This window comes from Trichlorobacter ammonificans (genome assembly GCF_933509905.1).
Classification (GTDB): Bacteria; Desulfobacterota; Desulfuromonadia; order Geobacterales; family Pseudopelobacteraceae; genus Trichlorobacter; species Trichlorobacter ammonificans.
This window is the reverse complement of the sequence record NZ_OW150024.1, coordinates 2097875-2117575: the sequence shown is the minus strand read 5'-3', so window position 1 is coordinate 2117575 and position 19701 is coordinate 2097875. Positions and strand designations below refer to the sequence as shown.

The 19701-nt window shown below is 62.3% G+C and carries 17 protein-coding genes; 8 read left to right on the top strand and 9 right to left on the bottom strand.

The window, feature by feature from the left end; translation table 11 throughout:
- Window positions 1-32: 32 nt before the first annotated feature.
- The 6 genes from RAK07_RS09550 to RAK07_RS09525 form a co-directional block, all read right to left on the bottom strand.
- Window positions 33-1031 (bottom strand): TRAP transporter substrate-binding protein, encoded by a 999-nt coding sequence (locus RAK07_RS09550; protein WP_305732605.1) that lies wholly within the window; start codon window positions 1029-1031, stop codon window positions 33-35.
- A gap of 361 nt (window positions 1032-1392) precedes the next feature.
- Window positions 1393-2772, bottom strand: coding sequence for a TRAP transporter large permease (locus RAK07_RS09545; RefSeq protein WP_305732604.1), 1380 nt, complete (start codon window positions 2770-2772; stop codon window positions 1393-1395).
- The gene (locus RAK07_RS09540; RefSeq protein WP_305732603.1) at window positions 2769-3440 is read right to left on the bottom strand and encodes a TRAP transporter small permease; all 672 of its coding nucleotides are present in this window, start codon (window positions 3438-3440) and stop codon (window positions 2769-2771) included. Before RAK07_RS09540 ends, RAK07_RS09545 begins: the two co-directional genes overlap by 4 nt.
- 74 nt (window positions 3441-3514) lie before the next feature.
- Entirely contained in the window at window positions 3515-4513 is a 999-nt protein-coding gene (locus RAK07_RS09535; RefSeq protein ID WP_305732602.1) for a TRAP transporter substrate-binding protein, read from the bottom strand.
- Window positions 4514-4784: 271 nt separating this feature from the next.
- Window positions 4785-6134: a sigma-54-dependent transcriptional regulator gene (locus RAK07_RS09530; protein ID WP_305732601.1), complete on the bottom strand. Its 1350-nt coding sequence runs from the start codon at window positions 6132-6134 to the stop codon at window positions 4785-4787.
- 59 nt (window positions 6135-6193) lie between these two features.
- A complete protein-coding gene (locus tag RAK07_RS09525) occupies window positions 6194-8659 on the bottom strand; it encodes an ATP-binding protein (protein WP_305732600.1) in 2466 nt (821 codons plus the stop codon).
- A 104-nt stretch (window positions 8660-8763) separates the two neighbouring features.
- On the opposite strand from RAK07_RS09525, the gene RAK07_RS09520 reads away from it, so the two are divergent.
- The 5 genes from RAK07_RS09520 (at window position 8764) to RAK07_RS09500 (ending at window position 14026) form a co-directional block, all read left to right on the top strand.
- Window positions 8764-10611, top strand: a complete 1848-nt coding sequence (locus tag RAK07_RS09520) for a UbiD family decarboxylase (RefSeq protein WP_305732599.1) — start codon at window positions 8764-8766, stop codon at window positions 10609-10611.
- A gap of 82 nt (window positions 10612-10693) precedes the next feature.
- A complete protein-coding gene (locus tag RAK07_RS09515) occupies window positions 10694-11206 on the top strand; it encodes a chemotaxis protein CheW (RefSeq protein ID WP_305732598.1) in 513 nt (170 codons plus the stop codon).
- An 81-nt stretch (window positions 11207-11287) separates the two neighbouring features.
- Window positions 11288-12241, top strand: a complete 954-nt coding sequence (locus RAK07_RS09510) for a metal ABC transporter solute-binding protein, Zn/Mn family (RefSeq protein ID WP_305732597.1) — start codon at window positions 11288-11290, stop codon at window positions 12239-12241.
- Window positions 12229-12978 (top strand): metal ABC transporter ATP-binding protein, encoded by a 750-nt coding sequence (locus tag RAK07_RS09505; RefSeq protein WP_305732596.1) that lies wholly within the window; start codon window positions 12229-12231, stop codon window positions 12976-12978. The genes RAK07_RS09510 and RAK07_RS09505 overlap by 13 nt, the downstream gene beginning before the upstream one ends.
- Before the next feature lie 220 nt (window positions 12979-13198).
- Window positions 13199-14026: a metal ABC transporter permease gene (locus tag RAK07_RS09500; RefSeq protein ID WP_305732595.1), complete on the top strand. Its 828-nt coding sequence runs from the start codon at window positions 13199-13201 to the stop codon at window positions 14024-14026.
- Between the two features lie 18 nt (window positions 14027-14044).
- On the opposite strand, the gene RAK07_RS09495 is transcribed toward RAK07_RS09500, so the two are convergent.
- Window positions 14045-15298: an MFS transporter gene (locus tag RAK07_RS09495; protein ID WP_305732594.1), complete on the bottom strand. Its 1254-nt coding sequence runs from the start codon at window positions 15296-15298 to the stop codon at window positions 14045-14047.
- Window positions 15291-15836 carry a dTDP-4-dehydrorhamnose 3,5-epimerase gene (gene rfbC, locus RAK07_RS09490; RefSeq protein ID WP_305732593.1) on the bottom strand — a complete coding sequence of 182 codons (546 nt, stop codon included), beginning with the start codon at window positions 15834-15836 and terminating at the stop codon, window positions 15291-15293. Before rfbC ends, RAK07_RS09495 begins: the two co-directional genes overlap by 8 nt.
- 93 nt (window positions 15837-15929) lie before the next feature.
- Here rfbC and RAK07_RS09485 point away from each other — a divergent pair, with 93 nt between their 5' ends.
- A complete protein-coding gene (locus tag RAK07_RS09485; RefSeq protein WP_305732592.1) occupies window positions 15930-17225 on the top strand; it encodes a M16 family metallopeptidase in 1296 nt (431 codons plus the stop codon).
- Between the two features lie 137 nt (window positions 17226-17362).
- Here the strand turns inward: RAK07_RS09485 and dut are convergent, their stop codons facing one another.
- A complete protein-coding gene (gene dut / locus RAK07_RS09480; protein ID WP_305732591.1) occupies window positions 17363-17827 on the bottom strand; it encodes a dUTP diphosphatase in 465 nt (154 codons plus the stop codon).
- Between the two features lie 140 nt (window positions 17828-17967).
- Here dut and RAK07_RS09475 point away from each other — a divergent pair, with 140 nt between their 5' ends.
- Both RAK07_RS09475 and RAK07_RS09470 read left to right on the top strand, forming a co-directional pair.
- Window positions 17968-19068 (top strand): aminopeptidase, encoded by a 1101-nt coding sequence (locus RAK07_RS09475; RefSeq protein WP_305732590.1) that lies wholly within the window; start codon window positions 17968-17970, stop codon window positions 19066-19068.
- A 5-nt stretch (window positions 19069-19073) separates the two neighbouring features.
- The gene (locus RAK07_RS09470) at window positions 19074-19685 is read left to right on the top strand and encodes an L-threonylcarbamoyladenylate synthase (protein WP_305732589.1); all 612 of its coding nucleotides are present in this window, start codon (window positions 19074-19076) and stop codon (window positions 19683-19685) included.
- Window positions 19686-19701: the final 16 nt, after the last annotated feature.

Here is a 19701-nt window from a genome sequence, read left to right as displayed (position 1 = left end):
GGCCGCAGCGGCCGGTGTCGATCAGGCAGGAATCAGTTGGGGTTGTAGCCGGTTGCCTTGTAGACTTCCTGGACAATATCGTTGCCGATGCGGGCAGCGTTGTCCTTGTGGGCCTTGTCCATGGTCTTCTTCCAGGCCTGGCGCTCGGCCGGAGTCAGGGTGATGATCTGGGACTTGCCGGACTTCTTCACTGCCGCCAGGGCGTCGTCGTTGTCCTTCTTGGCGATGTCGTTGGCGTACTTGGTGGCATCCTTCATGGCCCCTTCCAGGGTGGCGCGGATGTCGGCCGGCAGGCCCATCCAGAACTTCTTGTTCACCAGCACGGCGTAGCCCAGGTAGCCGTGGTTGGAGACGGTGACGTACTTCTGCACTTCATGCATCTTCTGGGTGTAAAGGTTTGACGGCGGGTTCTCGGTGCCGTCCACCACGCCGGTCTGCAGTGCCTGGTAGACTTCCGAGAAGGCCATGACCTGGGGAATGGCACCCACGGAGCGCATCTGGGAGTCCAGCACCTTGGAGGACTGGATGCGCATCTTGAGCCCCCTGAAATCGGCAACATTCTTGAGCGGCTTGTTGGCGGACATGACCTTGAAGCCGTTGTCCCAGTAAGCCAGGCCCATCAGCCCCTTGCTTTCCAGCTTCTTGAGCAGCTTGGCCCCCACCGGTCCTTGCGTTACGGCATGGAGGTCCTTGTAGTCGTCAAAGATGAAGGGCAGGTCGAATACCTCGAACTCTTTCAGGCCCAAGGGGGCGAACTTGGCCAGGGAAGGGGCCAGCATCTGCACGGCGCCCAGCTGCAGGGCCTCCATCTCTTCCTTGTCCTTGTAGAGCTGGCTGTTGGGGTAGACCTCCACCTTGACCTTGCCTTTGGTGCGCTCCTCTGCCAGCTTCTTGAAGTACTCGGCAGCGGCTCCCTTGGGGGTGTTGGTGGCGACCACGTGGCTGAACTTGATGACAATGGGGGATGCCTGTGCGCCCAGCGGCAGGGCCAGGGCCAGGGTCAGAACGGCAACGCTGATCTTCTTGAACATTTGGATACTCCTCCTTATGTTTTCTTTACTACTTCTGTTTGCCTGGAAACTGAGATGTCGTTTTAGAGCAAAGGGTGTGCCGGAAGCGCATGATGTGAGTATAATAAACTTTTAGTCAATAATTATAAAAGTGTATATGATTTTGTCGTGTCGGCTTCAGTGGCGTATTAAGGCCTCGTGGCGAATTTTAGCCATGATGGTGTGGCGGATTTTGGCCATAAAGAAATGATAAGTAATGGCGTTTCGGCCCCAGGATGATCACCCGTAACACTGGCGGGCAGAGAAAACTATCAGCGGGATAAAAAGCGGGCCTGTCCGTTGGACAGGCCCGCTGATGGTGCGGGGGTATGGCTTGTGGCTGCTACTTGTAGAGCAGGTTGGGCAGCCAGAGGGAGATGGCGGGGATGTAGGTAATGATGGTGAGGTAAACCAGCATCACCAGAATCCAGGGGGCGCAGGCCTTGGTGGTCTCAGTCAGTCCCAGCCGTGATATACCGCTGGCAACGTAGAGGTTCAGGCCCACCGGCGGGGTGATCATGCCGATCTCCATGTTGACGGTCATCAGCACCCCCAGGTGGATCGGATCGATGCCCAGCTCCATGGCCATGGGGAAGAGCAGCGGCGCGGTAATCAGCAGGATGGAGGAGGGCTCCATGAAGTTGCCGGCCGCCAGCAGCAGGATATTGACGAAGATCAGGAACGTGACGGATGAGAGGCCCAGTCCCACCATCCAGGCGGTGAGGTTCTGGGGCACCTGTTCGGAGGTGAGCAGGAAGGAGAAGAGCACGGCGTTGGTGATGATGTAGAGCAGCATTGCGGACATGCTGGCCGAGGAAAGCAGCACCTTGGGGATGTCCTTCAGCCCCAGGTCGCGGTAGACGAAGACCGAGACGAAGAAGGCGTAGACTGCGCTCATGGCGGCCGCCTCGGTGGGAGTGAACAGGCCGGAGTAGATACCGCCGATGACCACCACGATCAGGAACAGTCCCCAGACACTCTCGCGGAAGGTGCGAACGATTTCACTGAAGGAGGCCCGTGGCTGCCGGGGGTAGTTGCGCTTTTTGGCCACTACCCAGGTGACGGCCATCAGGGTCAGGGCCAGCAGAATGCCGGGGATGATGCCGGCGATGAACAACTGGCCGATGGAGGCGTTGGTGGAAACGGCGTAGATGACCATGACGATGGAGGGGGGGATCAGGATTCCCAGGCCGCCGGCGGTGCCGATGACGCCGACGCCGAACTTCATCGGGTAGCCTTGCTTGACCATGGCCGGCAACAGGATGGAGCCGATGGCCACCACGGTGGCGGGGCTGGAGCCGGATACCGCGGCAAACAGGGCGCAGGCCACGATACCGCCCAGGGCCAGGCCACCGTTTAGGTGTCCCACCAGTGCGGTGGCGAAGTTGATCATCCGCTTGGCCACGCCGCCGTGGGTCAGGAAGTTGCCGGCCAGGATGAAGAAGGGGATGGCCATGATCTCGAACTTCTCGATGCCGGTGAAGAGCTTTAACGCCACCGCTTCGGTGGGGACGTTGGAGAAGAAGAAGAGAAAGACCAAGACGGTCAGGCCCAGGGAGATGGAGATCGGCATGCCGGTCAGCATCAGGCCGGCCAGCAGCGCAAAGACGATACCGGCATGTCCCAGGGAGCTCAGACCGAACAATACGACGGCAATACCGAGCAACCAGAGAGCGGCCTTCTTTTTACTGAAAACCTCAAATGTGATGGCAGTTGAACTCATTTTACGCCTCCTCCGCTGGTCTCGTGGTCAAATTTATGCTCCTCGTACTCTTCGAGAGCGTCAGTGGAGTCCACAGCTTCCTCTTCGATGCCGTCCACGTGGCCGTGGTCGTGATGGGGCAGCTCACCGGTGCGGAAGAACGCCCAGCCCACCTGCAGGAAACGGAAGCACATCAGGAACGACCCCAGGGGAACGGCGGAATAGATGATCCAGGTGGGCCACTCAAGATCCGGCGTGATGGGCCCTTCAATGATTTCCGAAACATCCATCCCCAGCTTGCTGTAGACGGCGTAATGCATGCCGTTCTCCCAGACAAAGGCGGCTCCCAGGGCGCCGATGATGCCGGTGAAGAGCGCACCGCCGGTAATCCCCAGCAGCACGCACTTTATCCGCCATGGCTCCGGCAGGCGGGTGACCAGTACGTCCACGCCGACATGGATGCCGGTGCGGACGCCGTAGGCAGCGCCGAACTTGGCCATCCAGACGAACATGTAGATACAGAGCTCCTGGGCCCAGCCCAGGTTGATGCCCAGCAGCCAGTCCTGCAGGCCGGGGATCGGCAGGCCGGCGGCGTAGCGGTGCAGCACGGCGGCAAAGATGATCAGCGTTGCCGCGCCGATGAGGAAGGTGATGATAATTTCCTCTAAGTGATCCAGATATTTCATCATGGGTTCTCTCCCGGAGTTGTTCGCAAAAAAGGCCGCTGCGGAGGCCGCAGCGGCCGATGTTGATCAGGTTGGACTCAGTTGGGGTTGTAGCCGGTTGCCTTGTAGACTTCCTGGACGATGTCGTTGCCGATGCGGGCAGCGTTGTCCTTGTGGGCCTTGTCCATGGCCTTCTTCCATGCCTGGCGCTCGGCCGGGGTCAGGGTGATGATCTGGGACTTGCCGGACTTCTTCACTGCCGCCAGGGCGTCGTCGTTGTCCTTCTTGGCGATGTCGTTGGCGTACTTGGTGGCATCCTTCATGGCCCCTTCCAGGGTGGCGCGGATGTCGGCCGGCAGGCCCATCCAGAACTTCTTGTTCACCAGCACGGCGTAGCCCAGGTAGCCGTGGTTGGAGACGGTGACGTACTTCTGCACTTCATGCATCTTCTGGGTGTAAAGGTTTGACGGCGGGTTCTCGGTGCCGTCCACCACGCCGGTCTGCAGTGCCTGGTAGACTTCCGAGAAGGCCATGACCTGGGGAATGGCACCCACGGAGCGCATCTGGGAGTCCAGCACCTTGGAGGACTGGATGCGCATCTTGAGCCCCCTGAAATCGGCAACATTCTTGAGCGGCTTGTTGGCGGACATGACCTTGAAGCCGTTGTCCCAGTAAGCCAGGCCCATCAGCCCCTTGCTTTCCAGCTTCTTGAGCAGCTTGGCCCCCACCGGTCCTTGCGTTACGGCATGGAGGTCCTTGTAGTCGTCAAAGATGAAGGGCAGGTCGAATACCTCGAACTCTTTCAGGCCCAAGGGGGCGAACTTGGCCAGGGAAGGGGCCAGCATCTGCACGGCGCCCAGCTGCAGGGCCTCCATCTCTTCCTTGTCCTTGTAGAGCTGGCTGTTGGGGTAGACCTCCACCTTGACCTTGCCTTTGGTGCGCTCCTCTGCCAGCTTCTTGAAGTACTCGGCAGCGGCTCCCTTGGGGGTGTTGGTGGCGACCACGTGGCTGAACTTGATGACAATGGGGGATGCCTGTGCGCCCAGCGGCAGGGCCAGGGCCAGGGTCAGAACGGCAACGCTGATCTTCTTGAACATTTGGATACTCCTCCTTTGAGTTGTGATGCAAGCGAGTGCATGCGTGTTACTGTCATAGCGGAATGCGGTTCTATGGCAAATGGTGTGCCGAAGGGTGTGGGGGAGGTGCTGTTCAGTTTTTTTATAGGGATTACAGTATGATATGCTGCTGGTTCGAACGGAGGGGACGGTGTGGGAGCGCGGGGGGCGGGACGTAGTGGCGGTTTTTGGCCATAAAAAATGTGTAAAGATCTTGTAATGCTTTAAAATCTTTGAGTTTTTCTGTTTCGGCTCATAAAGCGTACTTTTCCATCTTGTAGCGCAGGGTGCCGCGGGGGATCTTCAGGGCAAGGGCAGCCTTGACCACGTTGCCGTCGGTCTCGGCCAGGGCGCGGGCGATCATCTGGCGTTCGAACTCGGCAACCGCCTGTTCCAGGCCGCCGGCGGGCTGGACGGAGGTAGGAGGAAGGATCACGGCATGCAACTCCGCCGGCAGGTGTTCCGGCTCAAGCCAGGTGGCGTTGCGCATGATGCAGATCCGCTCGATGACGTTGCGCAGTTCACGGACGTTGCCGGGCCAGGCGTAGGTGCTGAGCAGCTCCAGGGCGGCGGCGGAGATTCCCTGGAACGATTTTCCGAAGGAGCGGCTGAAGCTGTCCAGGAAGTACTTGGCCAGCAGGCCGATATCCTCCCGCCGTTCCCTGAGCGGCGGGAGATGGAGCGGCACCACGTTCAGGCGGTAGTAGAGGTCCTCCCGAAAGGTTCCCTGTTTGATCCGTTCCTGCAGGTTGCGGTTGGTGGCGGCGATGACCCGCAGATCCACCGGCAGGTCGCGGCCACCTCCCACCCGGCGGATGGTGCGTTCCTGCAGTACCCGCAGCAGTTTGGCCTGCAGGGAGGCGTACATGTCGCCGATTTCGTCCAGGAAGATGGTGCCGCCGTTGGCCTCCTCAAACAGGCCGGTCTTGCGGATGACCGCGCCGGTGAAGGCGCCCCGCTCGTGGCCGAACAGCTCGCTTTCCATCAGTTCCGTTGGAATGGAGGCGCAGTTGACCGCCACAAAGGGCGCGTCGCAGCGGTCGGACAGGGTGTGAATCGCCCGGGCGGCCAACTCTTTGCCGGTGCCGGATTCGCCGGTGATCAGCACGGTGGCGGTGGGGATACGGGCCACGTCGCGCAACTGGTTCACCACTTGGGTAAAGGCGGGACTGTCGCCCAGCAACGGTGTGCTGCCCGGCATGCCGCCTTCCCGCTTCAGTGCCCGCACCTCCCGCTTCAGTTCCTGGGTCTGCAGCGCCAGCTTGACGATGACCCGCAGGGCATCGGCCTTGAACGGCTTTTTGACGTAGTCGTAGGCTCCCAGGCGCAACGCCTCCACCGCCGATTCCACCGAGCCGTAGCCGGTGATGATGATCACCAGCAGGTGGGGATCCAGCTCCCGCAGGGACTTGAGCAGCTCCAGGCCGTCTTCCTGTCCCAGGTTCAGGTCCAGCAGCGCCAGGTCCACTTCGTCGGACAGCACCAGCTCCCGTGCCTGGGCGCCGTCGGCAGCCTCCAGCACCCGGTAGCCGTCTTCCGACAGCACCCGCTGGACGTTTTCGCGGATAAACGGTTCGTCGTCGATGATCAGGATCGATTCCATTGTCCTCTGCCCGTTGGTCAGGTTGTTGGGCGATTTTTTATGCAAACCTTGTTCCGATTTCATTGCTGCCTGCCCGGCGTCATTGGCAGCCGCACCGTGAAACAGGCGCCCCCGGCGGAACGATTCTCGGCAACGATGCTGCCGCCATGCTCCTCGATGATACGGCGGGTGATGGAGAGCCCCAGGCCGGTGCTGGCCCCCTTGCGGGTGAAGAATGGTTCGAACAGCAGCGGCAGGTCCGCCTCGGCGATCCCCGATCCGGTGTCGGCCACCCGCAGGACCGCCTGCTGTTCCTCCTCCTGCAGGCTCAGGGTCAGCCGTCCGCCGTCGGGCATCGCCTCCAGGGCATTCTTGAGCAGATTCAGCACCGCCTGGCGGATCTTGTCCGGATCAAAGGGGAACGGTTCCAGCCGGCGGCAGTCGGTGATCAGCTCGATCTGCTGGCGCCGGCAGGAGCGTTTGAGCAGCAGCGCCACCTCCTGTACGGTTTCGTCCAGGCGTCCCATCCTGAATTCGGCCTGCGGCGGGGAAGCGAAGCTGAGCAGTGAGGCTACCAGCCGTTCCACCCGTTCGATCTCCGCCATGGCCCGTCCCAGCATCTCCCGGTCTTCCCGTGCCAGGGCGGCCCGGTCATGGAGATCGTCCAAAAGCAGGGTGACGCCGGTAAGCGGGTTGCGAATCTCGTGGGAAATACCGGCCGCCAACCGGCCCAGCGAGGCCAGCCGGTCCAGGCGGATGGTCTCCTCCCGCAGCTTTTCCCGGATGGTTTCGTCCCGCAGGGTGACGGTCAGTCCCTGGCTCCCCTCCGGACCGATGGGGAAAATTCCCAGGTCGAAATGGCGGATGCCGGAATCCCGGCGCAGCTTGAGCGGCTCCCGCCCGTAGCCGCTTCCTTCGCTCAGCGCCCGGGCGACGCGGGCCGGTACCCCCTCCCAGGCGCTGAAGACCGTTGCGTAGTGGCTGCCCAGGGGCCAGGTCCGGCCGAGAAAACTGTGGGCCGTGCTGTTGGTGGAGGTAAGCCGGCCACCGGTGTCGAAGGTGAGGATGGCGCTGGAGATACTTTCCAGGATGCTCTCCTTGAAGTTCCGCTCATCAAGGATGTCGCGCCGCGACTGCTGGAGCTGTTCCAGGGTGGAGAGCAGGTTCAGGCGCCGTTCTTCCAGTTCCCGGGCCATGTGGTTGAAGGTTTCGGTCAACTGGGCCAGTTCGTCGCTGCCGGAAACGGCGATGGGGGAGGCGGCGTCGCCGGCGGCCAGGCGGTGGGCCTCCTGGTTCAGCTTCTGGATCGGCTTGATGATTCCCCGGGCCAGCCGCCAGGCGGCCAGAGCGGCCAGCAGGGCCGTCAGGGTCATGATCCAGGCGCTGCGGTAGCGGAACTGGCGCAGCTGCCGGTTGATCAGCCGGCTGCCGGAACTGGACTGCTCGTAATACTGGTCCATCTGCAGGCCGATGGTGACACCGCCGAAAATGCCGTGCCGGCGGTAGGTGCCGGTGTCGTAGATGATCGGTGCGTAGGCCATGATCTTGCGTGAACGTCCCACGTTGGTGGTTTCAACGGAGCCGACCCGGTGCTGGCGGACCGCCTCCGCGACCCGCGGGTAGTTGGGATGGATGAAGCCGGCATGGTCGAGGTTGAACGGAATGCGGCCGGTTTCGATGTCCTCCCGGCTGGAGCGGGCCGAATAGGGGGGGACCAGCCGGCCGTTGGCATCCAGTCCCCGCAGATCCCAGTACTTGGGGTGGGTGATGATCCAGCCCTCGTCGTCGAACAGAAAGGCGTAGTTGGCGCTCTCATAGCTCGGCTCCACGAAACTGTAGCCGGGACCGGGGTCGATATGCTGGCTGAATTCCATCAGGTGGCGATGATCAAGGGAAAGAATCAGGGCACCGTCGAAGCGTCCGTCGGCACGGAACAGCGGCATGCCGAAGCGGATCACCCCTTCGAACTGACGGCCTGCCTGCTGTTCCGGGGTGGTGACATGAAAGCCGGTAACCCGCGAGACGTAGATCTCTCCCGGCTTCAGCCGCCGAATATCGCGAAAGTAGGTTTCAGTTTTGAATTCGGTCTGCTCCGGACGGGAGACGTCACGCAGGGCAGTCGCGGGAACAGGTTCGCCATCCCGGACTACCAGTCGCTCCCGGCCATCGGGACCGATCAGGGCAATGGAGCGGTAAAGGGGAATCTGGCGGCGTTCTTCCCGTCCGTTGCGAATCTGCCAGATTTCACGACGGCTGACGGCGTAAAAACCGAGGAGCATCTGCCGGTCGTGGGAAAAACGGGAGAGAAAACGCAGGTCGTTTTCCCGTTCCCTGAGAAAATGGGTAATCGACTCCGCCACCTGGCGGGCACGGTTCTGGAGGGTTTCCGAGACCTGCCGATCGGCGGTCCGGGCCACTTCCTGGGCCAGGTGGTCGCGTACCTGCTCCAGGCCGGTGTAAAGCAGGACCGACACCGCCAGGAGCGGCCCCAGGGCAATGAGCAGGGACGGGAAGAGAAACTTTTTGAACAGGGTCGGTTTGAGCATGAATCGTCGTCGGCCGGATCATTGAGATGGTCACGCTTGAAGTGACATGCGCCGGATGATAGCCTATGTTGTTTCAAACGCCATCAAGAAAAGAGAATCGCTGCATGGGATACGCAGATCTTCAGTCCTGCATCGCCGATCTGGAACGCCACGGCCGGCTTCGCCGCATCGGGATTCCGGTGGATCCATACCTTGAAGCGGGCATGATTCAGCGCCGGGTCTACCGGGCCGGTGGACCGGCCCTGCTCTTTACCAACGTCACCGGCTCGTCCTTCCCGCTGCTGGGGAACCTGTTCGGCACCCTGGAACGGACCCGTTTCCTGTTCCGGGACAGCCTGAAGACCATCGAAACCCTGGTGCGGCTGAAGATCAATCCGTTCACCGCCCTGCGCGATCCGCTGGACAGCCTGGGAGCCGGGCTCAAGGCCCGCCACCTGCTGCCGAAGACCGTGGCGCCCTCCTCCGCACCGGTGCTGAGGTGCCGTACCACCCTGGCGCAGCTGCCCCGGCTGGTCTCCTGGCCCCTGGACGGCGGCCCCTTCATCACCCTGCCCCAGGTGTACAGCGAATCGCCGCTGAAGCCGGGGGTCGGGAAATCCAACCTGGGGATGTACCGGGTACAGCTGGCCGGCAACCGGTATGAACCGGACCGGCAGGCAGGGCTGCACTACCAGATCCACCGCGGTATCGGGGTGCACCATGCCGAGGCAAAGGCCCGGGGGGAGCGGCTGAAGGTGAACATCTTCGTCGGTGGAGCCCCGGCCATGACCGTGGCCGCGGTGATGCCGCTGCCGGAGGGGATGCCGGAACTTTCCTTTGCCGGGCTGCTGGCAGGGCAGCGAATAGCGATGGCAACGTTGCCGGGGCACTTGCCGGTGCCGGCCGAGGCGGACTTTTGCATCGTCGGCTCCATCGAGCCCACGGCAACCCTGCCGGAAGGCCCCTTCGGCGACCACCTGGGCTACTACAGTCTGGAACATCCCTTCCCCTTTGTGGAGGTGGAGGCGGTCTACCACCGCCCCGACGCCGTCTGGCCCTTCACCACCGTGGGACGTCCCCCCCAGGAGGATACCTCCTTCGGCGCCTTCATCCACGAGCTGACCGGCGATCTGATCCCCACGGTGCTGCCCGGCGTGAAGGCGGTCCATGCCGTGGACGCCGCCGGGGTCCATCCGCTGCTTCTGGCCATCGGTTCCGAACGGTACACTCCGTACGACGGCGTGACCCGCCCCATGGAGCTTTTGACCCAGGCCAACGCCATCCTGGGGCAGGGGCAGCTTTCCCTGGCCAAGTACCTGCTGATCGTGGCGGAAGACGACAACCCTGCCCTGGATATCCATCAGGTCGACGAGTTCCTGCAGCATCTGCTGGCGCGGGTGGACTGGCGGCGGGACCTTCACTTCCAGACCGCCACCACCATCGATACCCTGGACTACTCGGGCCAGGGACTGAACAGCGGCTCCAAGGTGGTCATGGCCGCTGCCGGGCCGGTGCGGCGCAGCCTGGCCACCGCACTGCCCGCCCACCTGCCGTTGCCGGAAGGGTGCGGCGCACCGCGCCTGGCCCTGCCGGGGGTGCTGGTAGTGCAGACCGGTGCGGCGCAGCAGGGGAGGGGGGAGCAGGACCCGCACATCGAGCGCTTCTGCGCCTTCTGGCAGGAATGTCCCCTGCCGGAGGGACTGCCGCTGGTGGTGCTGGTCGACGACAGCGAGTTCACGGCCCGCACCTTGGACAATCTGCTCTGGGTTACCTTTACCCGCTCCAATCCTGCCGTGGATATCTACGGTGTCGGTGCCGCGACCACGGGACGGCACTGGGGATGCAGCGGAGCGCTGGTGATCGATGCCCGGCGCAAGCCGTTCCACGCGCCACCGCTGGAGGAGGAAGCGCAGCTGGCACGCAGGATCGACGACCTGGCCGCCGCCTCCGGACCGCTGGCGGGGCTGTGGTGAAAACAGTGTTGCATCAATCGGATTTAATGGTATTGTTCTGAGCCTGATCTGCACCACTTGAAACGTCTCAAGGAGGTTGTTCATGTCTACCACAGCGCTGGTCAAGAAGGGCGACGTTGCGGCCGGAACCAGGGATCAGCTGATCCAGCTGGTCAGCTTCATGCTCAGCAATGAAGAGTACGGCGTCGAAGTGCTGAAGGTGCGCGAGATCATCCGGATGCCGGCCATTACCAAGATGCCCAATACCCCTCACTACGTGGAGGGAATCATCAACCTGCGGGGGAAGGTGATCCCGATCATTTCCATGCGCAAGCGGTTCGGCCTCATGGATGCCGATCACGACAGCCATACCCGGATCATGGTCATGGACGTGGCTGGCGGACTCACCGGCTTCATCGTGGACGGGGTTTCCGAGGTGATCCGGATTCATTCCAGCGAGATCCAGCCGCCGCCGGCCATGGTGTCCGGCAATATCGACCAGGAGTTCATCACCGGTGTGTTCAACCATGCCGAACGTCTGCTGATCATCATGGACGTCGACCGGATGTTCTCCGAGGCTGAGCGGGAGTCCTTCGCGGCCTTCGGCGACGAATAGCATGTTGTACCGAGATTTCGGCAGGAAGCCGGGTGTTTTCCCCGGCTTTTTGCATTGAAGCACCAAAGAAGGATGCCGGACATGGGAATACTGTTCAGACTGCTTCTGCTGGTCGTGGCGCTGCCGCTGCTGAGTGGCTGCCCTGCCGACGGGAAGCGGGCCGACAGCCGGAAGCGGCCGGTGGTGGTGACCACCATCTTCCCGCTGTACGATTTCGCCCGTACCCTGGCGGGGGAGCGAATGGAGGTGACGCTGCTGCTGCCTCCCGGCGTGGAACCGCACCACTTCGAGCCGAGGCCGGAGGAGATGGCCCGTATCCGGCAGGCGGCGCTGTTCGTCTATACCGGACCGTTCATGGAGCCCTGGGCCGGACGGCTGCTGGCCGGAACGGATCGCGGCGCCACGCGGGTCCTGGCGGCTGCCGAAGGGGTGTCGCTGCTGGAGCTCGATGATGAGGCGGCACACGCTGATCACGACAAGCATCCTGCCGGCGAACAGCATGGTGTCGATCCCCACGTCTGGCTGGATTTCGCCAACAGTCGGCTGATGGTGGAACGGATTGCCGCGGCCCTTGCCCAGGCCGACCCCGCCGGTGCCCCGCAGTACCGGCAGCGGGCAGCGCAGCTTGCGACACGGCTGGAGGACCTGGACCGGCGCTACCGCGACGGTCTGGCCTCCTGCGCCAGCCGGGTGGTGATCCATGGCGGGCACAACGCCTTCGGCTACCTGGGACGTCGTTACAACCTGACCTACCGTGCCGCTGCCGGTGTCTCCGCCGAGGTGGAGCCGACTCCGCGACGGCTGGCCGAACTGGTGCGGCTGGTGCGGAGCACCGGCAGCCGTGCGGTTTTTACCGAAGAACTGCTGTCGCCCCGGATTGCCGAAACCATCGGCCGCGAAACCGGCGTCACCGTGCTAAAGCTCCACGGAGCCCATAATCTGGGCAAGGGTGAGTTGTCCCGGGGAATCACCTTTTTCGACCTGATGGACGAGAACCTGAAAAACCTGCGGACCGGACTGGCATGCCGGCAGTGATCGAGGCCAGGGATATCGTTTGCCGCCGCGGAGCGGAGAATGTTCTGGAAGAGGTCTCCTTTTCGGTGCCGGCAGGAGCGTACGTGGGGATCGTCGGTCCCAACGGTTCCGGCAAGAGCACGCTGGTAAAGGCCCTGTTGGGACTGGTTCCGCGTGCGGCCGGCTCCATCAGCCTCTTCGACACCCCCCTGGAGCAGTTCCGGCAGTGGCAGTTGGTGGGCTACCTGCCCCAGAACCTGGGACCGCTCACCCCCTCCTTCCCGGCAACGGTCACGGAAGTGGTCCGGCTGGGACTGTTGGCCGGCAAGGGATTTCCCCGGCGGATGCAGCAGCAGGATCATCGTCGGGTCGAGGAGGTCCTTGGCCTGCTGGGAATCGCCCACTTGGGAAAACGGCTGATCGGCGAACTGTCCGGCGGTCAGCAGCAGCGTGCGTTACTGGCCCGGGCCCTGGTTGCTTCCCCCCGCCTGCTGATCCTGGACGAGCCGACGGCGGCCCTTGATCCGGAGATACGGGAGCAGTTCTATGCACTGGTGGGCGACATGAACCGGACTACCAACACGACGGTACTGCTGGTAACCCACGATATCGGCGTCATCGGCACCCATGCCTCGCGGATGCTCTACCTGGACAAGACGGTACTCTTCTGGGGCGGATTCGACGAGTTCTGCTACTCGCCGGAAATGACCGCCTTCTTTGGGGAGCATGCCCAGCACCTGATCTGCCATAGGCATTGAACCTGCTTACGTGGAGCCGAGGAGAACACGGAGTGAAAATCCTTGCACGCGGAAAAGGCCGGATTTGAGCGGATCCGTGCGGATACATCACACCAGGAAAAAGATTTTGAAATCTGCGTACATCCGCCACATCCGCGTAATCCGCGTGCCATTGCCTTTGATGTTCGGTTTTCTCCGCGCACTTCGCGGCTCTGCGTGAGAACGCACTAATAACGGGACCATGATGATTCTTGAACTGTTCACCTACGGCTTCATGCAGCGGGCGCTTGTGGCGGGCGTGCTGATCGGCGTGCTCTGCGCCGTGCTGGGGGTGTTCCTGGTGCTGCGCCGTTTTTCCCTGATCGGCGACGGTCTGGCCCACGTCAGTTTCGGCAGTGTGGCCCTGGCCCTGTTCGCCGGGCTGGAGGGGGCGGCCATGTTGCTGGTTTCCGTGCCGGTGGTGCTGCTTTCCTCCCTGGGGATCCTGCGGCTTGCCGGCAACGCCCGCCTGGGCGGCGACGCAGCCATCGGCATCGTCTCCTCCCTGGGGGTCTCCCTGGGGGTGGTGCTGGCGGTGTTGGGGCGCGGGTACGGAGTGGACCTGATGAGCTACCTCTTCGGCAGCATTCTGGCCATCAGCCGAGCCGAACTGCTGGTGGCAGCGGGCCTGTTCGTTGTGGTGACCGGCTTACTGTGGCTCTATTTCCACGATCTGGCCGCGCTCACGTTCAACGAGGAACTGGCGGCGGTCTCCGGCATCAATGTCCGTTTTCTGAATAGTCTGCTGGCGGTGCTCACCGCCCTGACCGTGGTGCTGGCGATGAAGCTGGTGGGAGTGATGCTCATCTCGGCCCTGCTGATCCTGCCGGCGGCCACGGCCCTGCAGGTGGCGCGGGGGTTCCGGATGACGGTGCTGGCAGCGGTGGGAGTGTCGCTGCTCTCGGTGACGGGGGGAATCATGCTTTCCTTTGCGCTGAATCTCCCCACCGGTGCCACTATCATCCTGCTGGCCTTTGCCCTGTTCTGCTGCTCGCTGCTGCTGCGCCGGTATTTTCTCTGCCGGAGCTGAGCTCATCTGTGTGAACCGCTACCGCCTGCCCTGGGCCATCCGCACGCTTTCCGGGTGGCGGTGCAACCGCCACATGAAGAGCGGTCCCAGGAGCGCCCCCAGGGCCAGGGTGGAAAAGGCCAGTCCCCAGGAACCGTCGATGCCGGGCAGCGGCTGCCACCCCTGGAAACGGTCCAGGGCCCAGCCGAACACCGCCGGCGAGATCATCCCCATGGTGTAGCCCACCAGTGACTGCATCCCCATGGCGGCCCCCAGGTAACCGGGAGCCACCACCTCGGTGAGGGCGGTGGAAAAGACCGGGGATTCCGCCACAATCAGCCAGCCGTACAGGATGCCCACCCCCAGCGCCAGCCAGATCGTGGTATGGATCAGCCAGCCGAAGATGAGGGAGCAGCAGGCGCTGCCGACCATCACCGCGGCCACGGTACGGGTACGTCCGAAACGGTCGGACAGAAGGCCGGTGAGGGCGGTGGAGAAGGTGCCCAGCCCCACCAGAGCCGCGGCAATGGCCGCTGCGGTCACCGTGGCTTTGCCCGTCGTCATCCCCCAGCCGGTAAGGGCAGCGGTGAAGAAAGGGGCCAGCCAGCTACGCATGCCGTACATTTCCCACATGTGGCCGGCGTAGCCGAGAATCACCAGCAGTGCGGGGCGGTTTTGCAGTATTTCGCCGGAAAATCCCCGGGGACTTGTGGCGGCGGGCTGGGGACGGTAACCGCGAAAGACCGGTACCGCCAGGCAGATGCCGATGAAGACGCCGATCGAGCAGGCGATCATGGCGATCCGCCAGCCCCAGATGCCGGCAATCACTCCCGGTACCACCAGGGAGAGGGATGCACCCAGTACCAGGGCTCCGACATACATGCCGATGGCCCGTCCCCGCCGGGCGCTGTCGAACCGTTCCGCCACCAGCTTGAGCCCCGGCATGTAGGTTCCTCCCATGCCGATGCCGGTCAGCCCCCGCAGTAGCAGGCCGGAGAGGTAGTCGTGGGCGCAGAGGGCGAAGAGCAGGTTGGCGATGCAGGACCAGGCGGCGGAGGCAAGAAATATCCAGCGGATATTGAGGCGGTCGGAGAGGGTACTGAGCAGGACGCCGGAGGCGATGTAGCCCAGTTGGTAGACGGAGAAGATGATGCCGGCCCGGGTGTTGTTCATGCCCCACTCGGCCTTCAGAAGCGGCAGGATGGCCGAGTAGTTGATGAACACCAGCATGATGAATATCTGGCTGCTGCACAGCAGCAGCAGCCAGGCGGTATCGTTGCGCTGCTCAGTCAAACAGGTCGGCCTGCTCAAGCGGGGTCCCCGTCATATCCTTGGCGGAGAGCAGCGGCTCGCCGGCCAGGGGCCAGTCAATAGCGATGGACGGATCGTTCCAGGCGATGCAGCGCTCGTGCTCCGGCGCCCAGTAGTCGGTGGTCAGGTAGAGGAACTCGGCATGGTCGGAAGTGACGCAGAAACCGTGGGCAAACCCTGCCGGTATCCACACTTGGCGCTTGTTCTCTGCGGAGAGCAGGGTGCCGAACCACTGACCGAAGGTGGGGGAGGAACGGCGGATATCCACGGCCACGTCGAACACCTCGCCGGCAATGACCCGCACCAGCTTCCCCTGGGGGCGGCGGATCTGGTAATGCAGGCCGCGCAGGACGTTTCTGGCCGAGCGGGAGTGGTTGTGCTGGACAAAGGCAACCTTGAGGCCGGTCACCTGCTGCCAGACCCGCTGATTGAAGCTTTCGAAGAAGAAGCCGCGGTCGTCGCCAAAGACCTTCGGTTCCAGCAGCAGTACGCCGGGCAGCGCTGTGGTGAGACAGTTCATGGGGGGGCCTTTTCAACGGTAGAATGTGAACAGGGCTGTTCATAGCAGAAAACCGGCATGCAGGGCAACAATCTGATGGGAGGAGTTGCAATCATGGAAAAGCGGGGTAGACTGTCCCCCATGGTACAGGAAACAACGTTCGATAATGGTGTCCGGGTGGTGTCCCAGCAGGTGCCGGGGATGCACACGGTTTCGCTGGGAATCTGGGTGGCCAACGGCGCCCGTAATGAGCGGCCCGCCGAAGAGGGAGTGGCCCATTTCATCGAGCATCTGTTGTTCAAGGGGACCGAGCGGCGCACGGCCCGCCAGATCACCCGGGAGATCGACTCCCTGGGGGGGATGCTCAACGCCTTCACCGGCTACGAGTACGTCTGCTACTACGCCAAGGCGCTGGCCAGCGTGCTGCCGCAGGTGTCCGACATCCTCGGCGACATGTTTCTGCACTCTGCCTTCCCACCCGATGAGATCGAGAAAGAGCGCAAGGTGGTGCTGCAGGAGATCAAGATGCGGGACGATGCGCCGGAGGAGAGCATCCACGACCGGCTGCACCGCAGTTTCTGGAAGGGACACCCCCTGGGGCATCCGATCCTGGGCACTGCCGAGACCATAGAGTCCCTTGCCCGTGACGAGATCGTCGGCTTCCGGGACCACTGGTACCGTCCCAGCGAAATCATGATTGCGGCGGCCGGCGGCGTGGAGCATCAGGCGTTGATCGACCTCTTGCAGGAACCGTTTTCCCGTATGCTCCCCGGTGAGCCGCGCCGCGAGGGGGGGACGGCGGGTCGCAGCAGTTCCGGCCAGGTGCTGGAGTTGTGCGAACGCGATCTGGAGCAGACCCTGCTCTGCCTGGGAACCGAGGGACTGCCGGTCACCTCGCCGGACCGCTATGCCCTGATGACCCTGAACGCCATCCTGGGCGGGGGGATGAGCTCACGGCTGTTCGAGGAGATACGGGAAAAACGGGGACTGGCCTATTCGGTCTATTCGTACGTCTCCTCCTTTGCCGATGCCGGTTCCCTGGCGGTCTACGCCGGCACCGAGCGGGAGCGCAGTTGCGAATCGCTGAAAATCATCCTGGCCGAAATGGCCCGCCTGAAGCGGGAGCCGGTACCCCGCGACGAACTGGACAGCACCAGGGAGCAGATCAAGGGGAAGATATTGATGTCCCTGGAGTCCAGCGACAGCTACATGTCGCGGCTGGCCCGCAGCTATCTCAATTTCGGCCGCTACCAGCCGATCGAGGAGATAATGGCCGGGCTCGACGCCGTCACCGCCGACGATCTGCTCCGTCTGGCAAACGAGCTGTTCCGGGAGGAAAGCCTGAACATCCAGATTATGGGCAGAATGGACGGGCACTGCTTCGACGACTGCCGGGGGATTTTGGCGTAGGCAGATCAAAGGCAATGGCACGCAGATTATGCTGATTGAGCGGATGTACGCGGATTTTTAAAATCTTATCTATCTAATGTTTATCCGCATACATCCGCCAAAATCAGATATGATCCGCGTGCGATGCATTAAGGTTTTTAATGTTTCCCCGTCGACCCCAGCCCACCGCTGCCCCGCACGCTTTCCTCGCTGAACGCCTCGACGACCCGCAGGTCGGCTTGTACCACCGGCATGAACAGCATCTGGCAGATCCGCTCTCCCGGTGTCACGGTGTACGGCACCTCACCCTGATTACGTAGCCCCACCATGATTTCCCCCTGGTAGTCGCTGTCGATGACGCCGATAGCGTTGGCCAGCACAATGCCGTGCCTGATCCCCAGGCCGGAGCGGGGGGCCAGGATCGCCACCAGTGCCGGGTCGTGGATGCTGATGGCGATGCCGCTGGGGATGATTGCGGTGTCGCCGGGTTGGATGGTCGTGGGAACGTCGATGCAGGCACGCAGATCCAGAGCAGCGGAACCGTCGGTGGCGCGGCTCGGCAGCGGGATGGTGCTGCCCAGCAGCGGACTCATAATTTTGGTTTCAATCTCGCGGGGTTTCATGTAAAAACTCCCTCCTGACGGTAGGTGACACGCTGTTGTAACGCAAAGCGCCCCCGATACAAAGTGAAAACTGGGCCCGGATATGCCATGGGGCAGCATAAGCCCGTAGGGAGCCTCCGGAGCGGAAAAGGAGCTTTCAGATGTACGATCCCCGCGTAGCCGAAATGGCCAGGGTTCTGGTCGATTATTCCACCCGTATCAAAAAAGGTGACCGGGTACTGATCTCGGCCGCCGGTTTCGAGGCGGCGCCGTTGGTGAAAGAGTTGTACGCCCTCTGCCTGAAGCGGGGAGCCGACTATGTCGAATATAGTTTTTCCGACCCGGAGATCGACCGGCAGTTCTACAACCTTGCCTCCAAACGCCAGCTGGAAGTCTTTCCGCAACACAAGCTGGACTTCTACAAGACCCTCACCGCCTACATCGGTATTTCCGCCGGCGAGAACTCCATGGTCAACGCCACCAGCAACCAGAAGGCGATGGGGGCCTACCAGAAACTGACCCGTCCCCTGGTGGACCAGCGGGTGAAGCATACCAAGTGGGTGGTGACCCGCTTCCCCACCCACGGTGGCGCCCAGGAGGCCCGCATGTCCCTGGAGGAGTACGAGTCCTATCTCTTTGGCGCCTGCAATGTCGACTGGGCGGTCGAATCCCGCAAGATGGAAAAGCTGAAGAAGCTGATGGACAAAACCGCGTCGGTCCGCCTGAAGGGGCCGGACACCGATCTTTCCTTCAGTATCAAGGGACTGAACAGCGTCAAGTGCGACGGCCGCTTCAATATTCCCGATGGCGAAGTATTCACGGCGCCGGTGCGGGACTCGGTGCAGGGGCATATTACCTACAACTGTCCCACCCTGTACCAGGGACGGGAGTTCAACAACATCCGGCTGGAATTCAGGGATGGCAAGATCGTGAAGGCAACTGCCGGGGAGATGACCGGCCCCCTCAACAAGATTCTCGATACCGACGAAGGGGCCCGCTATATCGGTGAATTTTCCCTGGGGGTCAACCCCGGTATCAGAACGCCGATGCGTAATATCCTGTTCGACGAGAAAATCTTCGGCTCCATTCACTTCACCCCCGGTCAGGCTTACGACGAGGCGGACAACGGCAACCGTTCCGCCGTACACTGGGACATGGTACGCCTGATGCGTGACGGAGAGATATGGTTCGACGACCGCCTGATTCAGAAGCATGGCCGCTTCGTCATCCGTGAGCTGGAAGACCTGAACCCGGAGGACTGAGTTTCATGCTGCTGGCCATCAATCCACACCATCCGCAGCCACGGCTGATCGCCCAGGTGGTGTCCGTTCTGAAGGCAGGGGGCGTTATCGCCTACCCCACCGACACCACCTACGGCATCGGCTGTTCCATTTTCAGCAAGAAGGGACTGGAGCTGATCTACCAGATCAAGCAGCGGGACCGCCGCAAACCCTTTTCCTTCATCTGTGCCGACCTGTCCGAAGTGGCCCGGTTCGCCCGCCTGACCAACCATGCCTTCAAGATCATGAAGCGCTGCCTGCCCGGTCCCTATACCTTTGTGCTGCAGGCCAGCCGTGAGGTTCCCGATCTTCTGACAACGCGCCAGAAAACGGTAGGGGTGCGGATGCCCGATCATCCGATCTGCTCGGCACTGGTGCGGGAGCTGGGCAATCCGATCGTCACCACCAGCGCCAATTTGAGCGGCGAGGAGCCCGTGGGGGACCCGCTGGAGATCAACCGTCAGTTCGGCAGCCAGCTGAACCTGGTGATCGACGGTGGACTGCTCACCACCGATGTCAGTTCCGTGGTCAGCTTGGTGGGGGATCGCATTGAAATTCTTCGTGAAGGCTCGGGCGATCTTGCCCGAATACTCGGATAAAGCGGCTGCCGAGGTA

Bases quoted from the DNA above. Each gene is read 5' to 3' on its own strand.
- RAK07_RS09550 (WP_305732605.1), bottom strand. From the start codon at position 1,031: ATGTTCAAGAAGATCAGCGTTGCCGTTCTGACCCTGGCCCTGGCCCTG.
- RAK07_RS09545 (WP_305732604.1), bottom strand. From the start codon at position 2,772: ATGAGTTCAACTGCCATCACATTTGAGGTTTTCAGTAAAAAGAAGGCC.
- RAK07_RS09540 (WP_305732603.1), bottom strand. From the start codon at position 3,440: ATGATGAAATATCTGGATCACTTAGAGGAAATTATCATCACCTTCCTC.
- RAK07_RS09535 (WP_305732602.1), bottom strand. From the start codon at position 4,513: ATGTTCAAGAAGATCAGCGTTGCCGTTCTGACCCTGGCCCTGGCCCTG.
- RAK07_RS09530 (WP_305732601.1), bottom strand. From the start codon at position 6,134: ATGGAATCGATCCTGATCATCGACGACGAACCGTTTATCCGCGAAAAC.
- RAK07_RS09525 (WP_305732600.1), bottom strand. From the start codon at position 8,659: ATGCTCAAACCGACCCTGTTCAAAAAGTTTCTCTTCCCGTCCCTGCTC.
- RAK07_RS09520 (WP_305732599.1), top strand. From the start codon at position 8,764: ATGGGATACGCAGATCTTCAGTCCTGCATCGCCGATCTGGAACGCCAC.
- RAK07_RS09515 (WP_305732598.1), top strand. From the start codon at position 10,694: ATGTCTACCACAGCGCTGGTCAAGAAGGGCGACGTTGCGGCCGGAACC.
- RAK07_RS09510 (WP_305732597.1), top strand. From the start codon at position 11,288: ATGGGAATACTGTTCAGACTGCTTCTGCTGGTCGTGGCGCTGCCGCTG.
- RAK07_RS09505 (WP_305732596.1), top strand. From the start codon at position 12,229: ATGCCGGCAGTGATCGAGGCCAGGGATATCGTTTGCCGCCGCGGAGCG.
- RAK07_RS09500 (WP_305732595.1), top strand. From the start codon at position 13,199: ATGATGATTCTTGAACTGTTCACCTACGGCTTCATGCAGCGGGCGCTT.
- rfbC (WP_305732593.1), bottom strand. From the start codon at position 15,836: ATGAACTGTCTCACCACAGCGCTGCCCGGCGTACTGCTGCTGGAACCG.
- RAK07_RS09485 (WP_305732592.1), top strand. From the start codon at position 15,930: ATGGAAAAGCGGGGTAGACTGTCCCCCATGGTACAGGAAACAACGTTC.
- dut (WP_305732591.1), bottom strand. From the start codon at position 17,827: ATGAAACCCCGCGAGATTGAAACCAAAATTATGAGTCCGCTGCTGGGC.
- RAK07_RS09475 (WP_305732590.1), top strand. From the start codon at position 17,968: ATGTACGATCCCCGCGTAGCCGAAATGGCCAGGGTTCTGGTCGATTAT.
- RAK07_RS09470 (WP_305732589.1), top strand. From the start codon at position 19,074: ATGCTGCTGGCCATCAATCCACACCATCCGCAGCCACGGCTGATCGCC.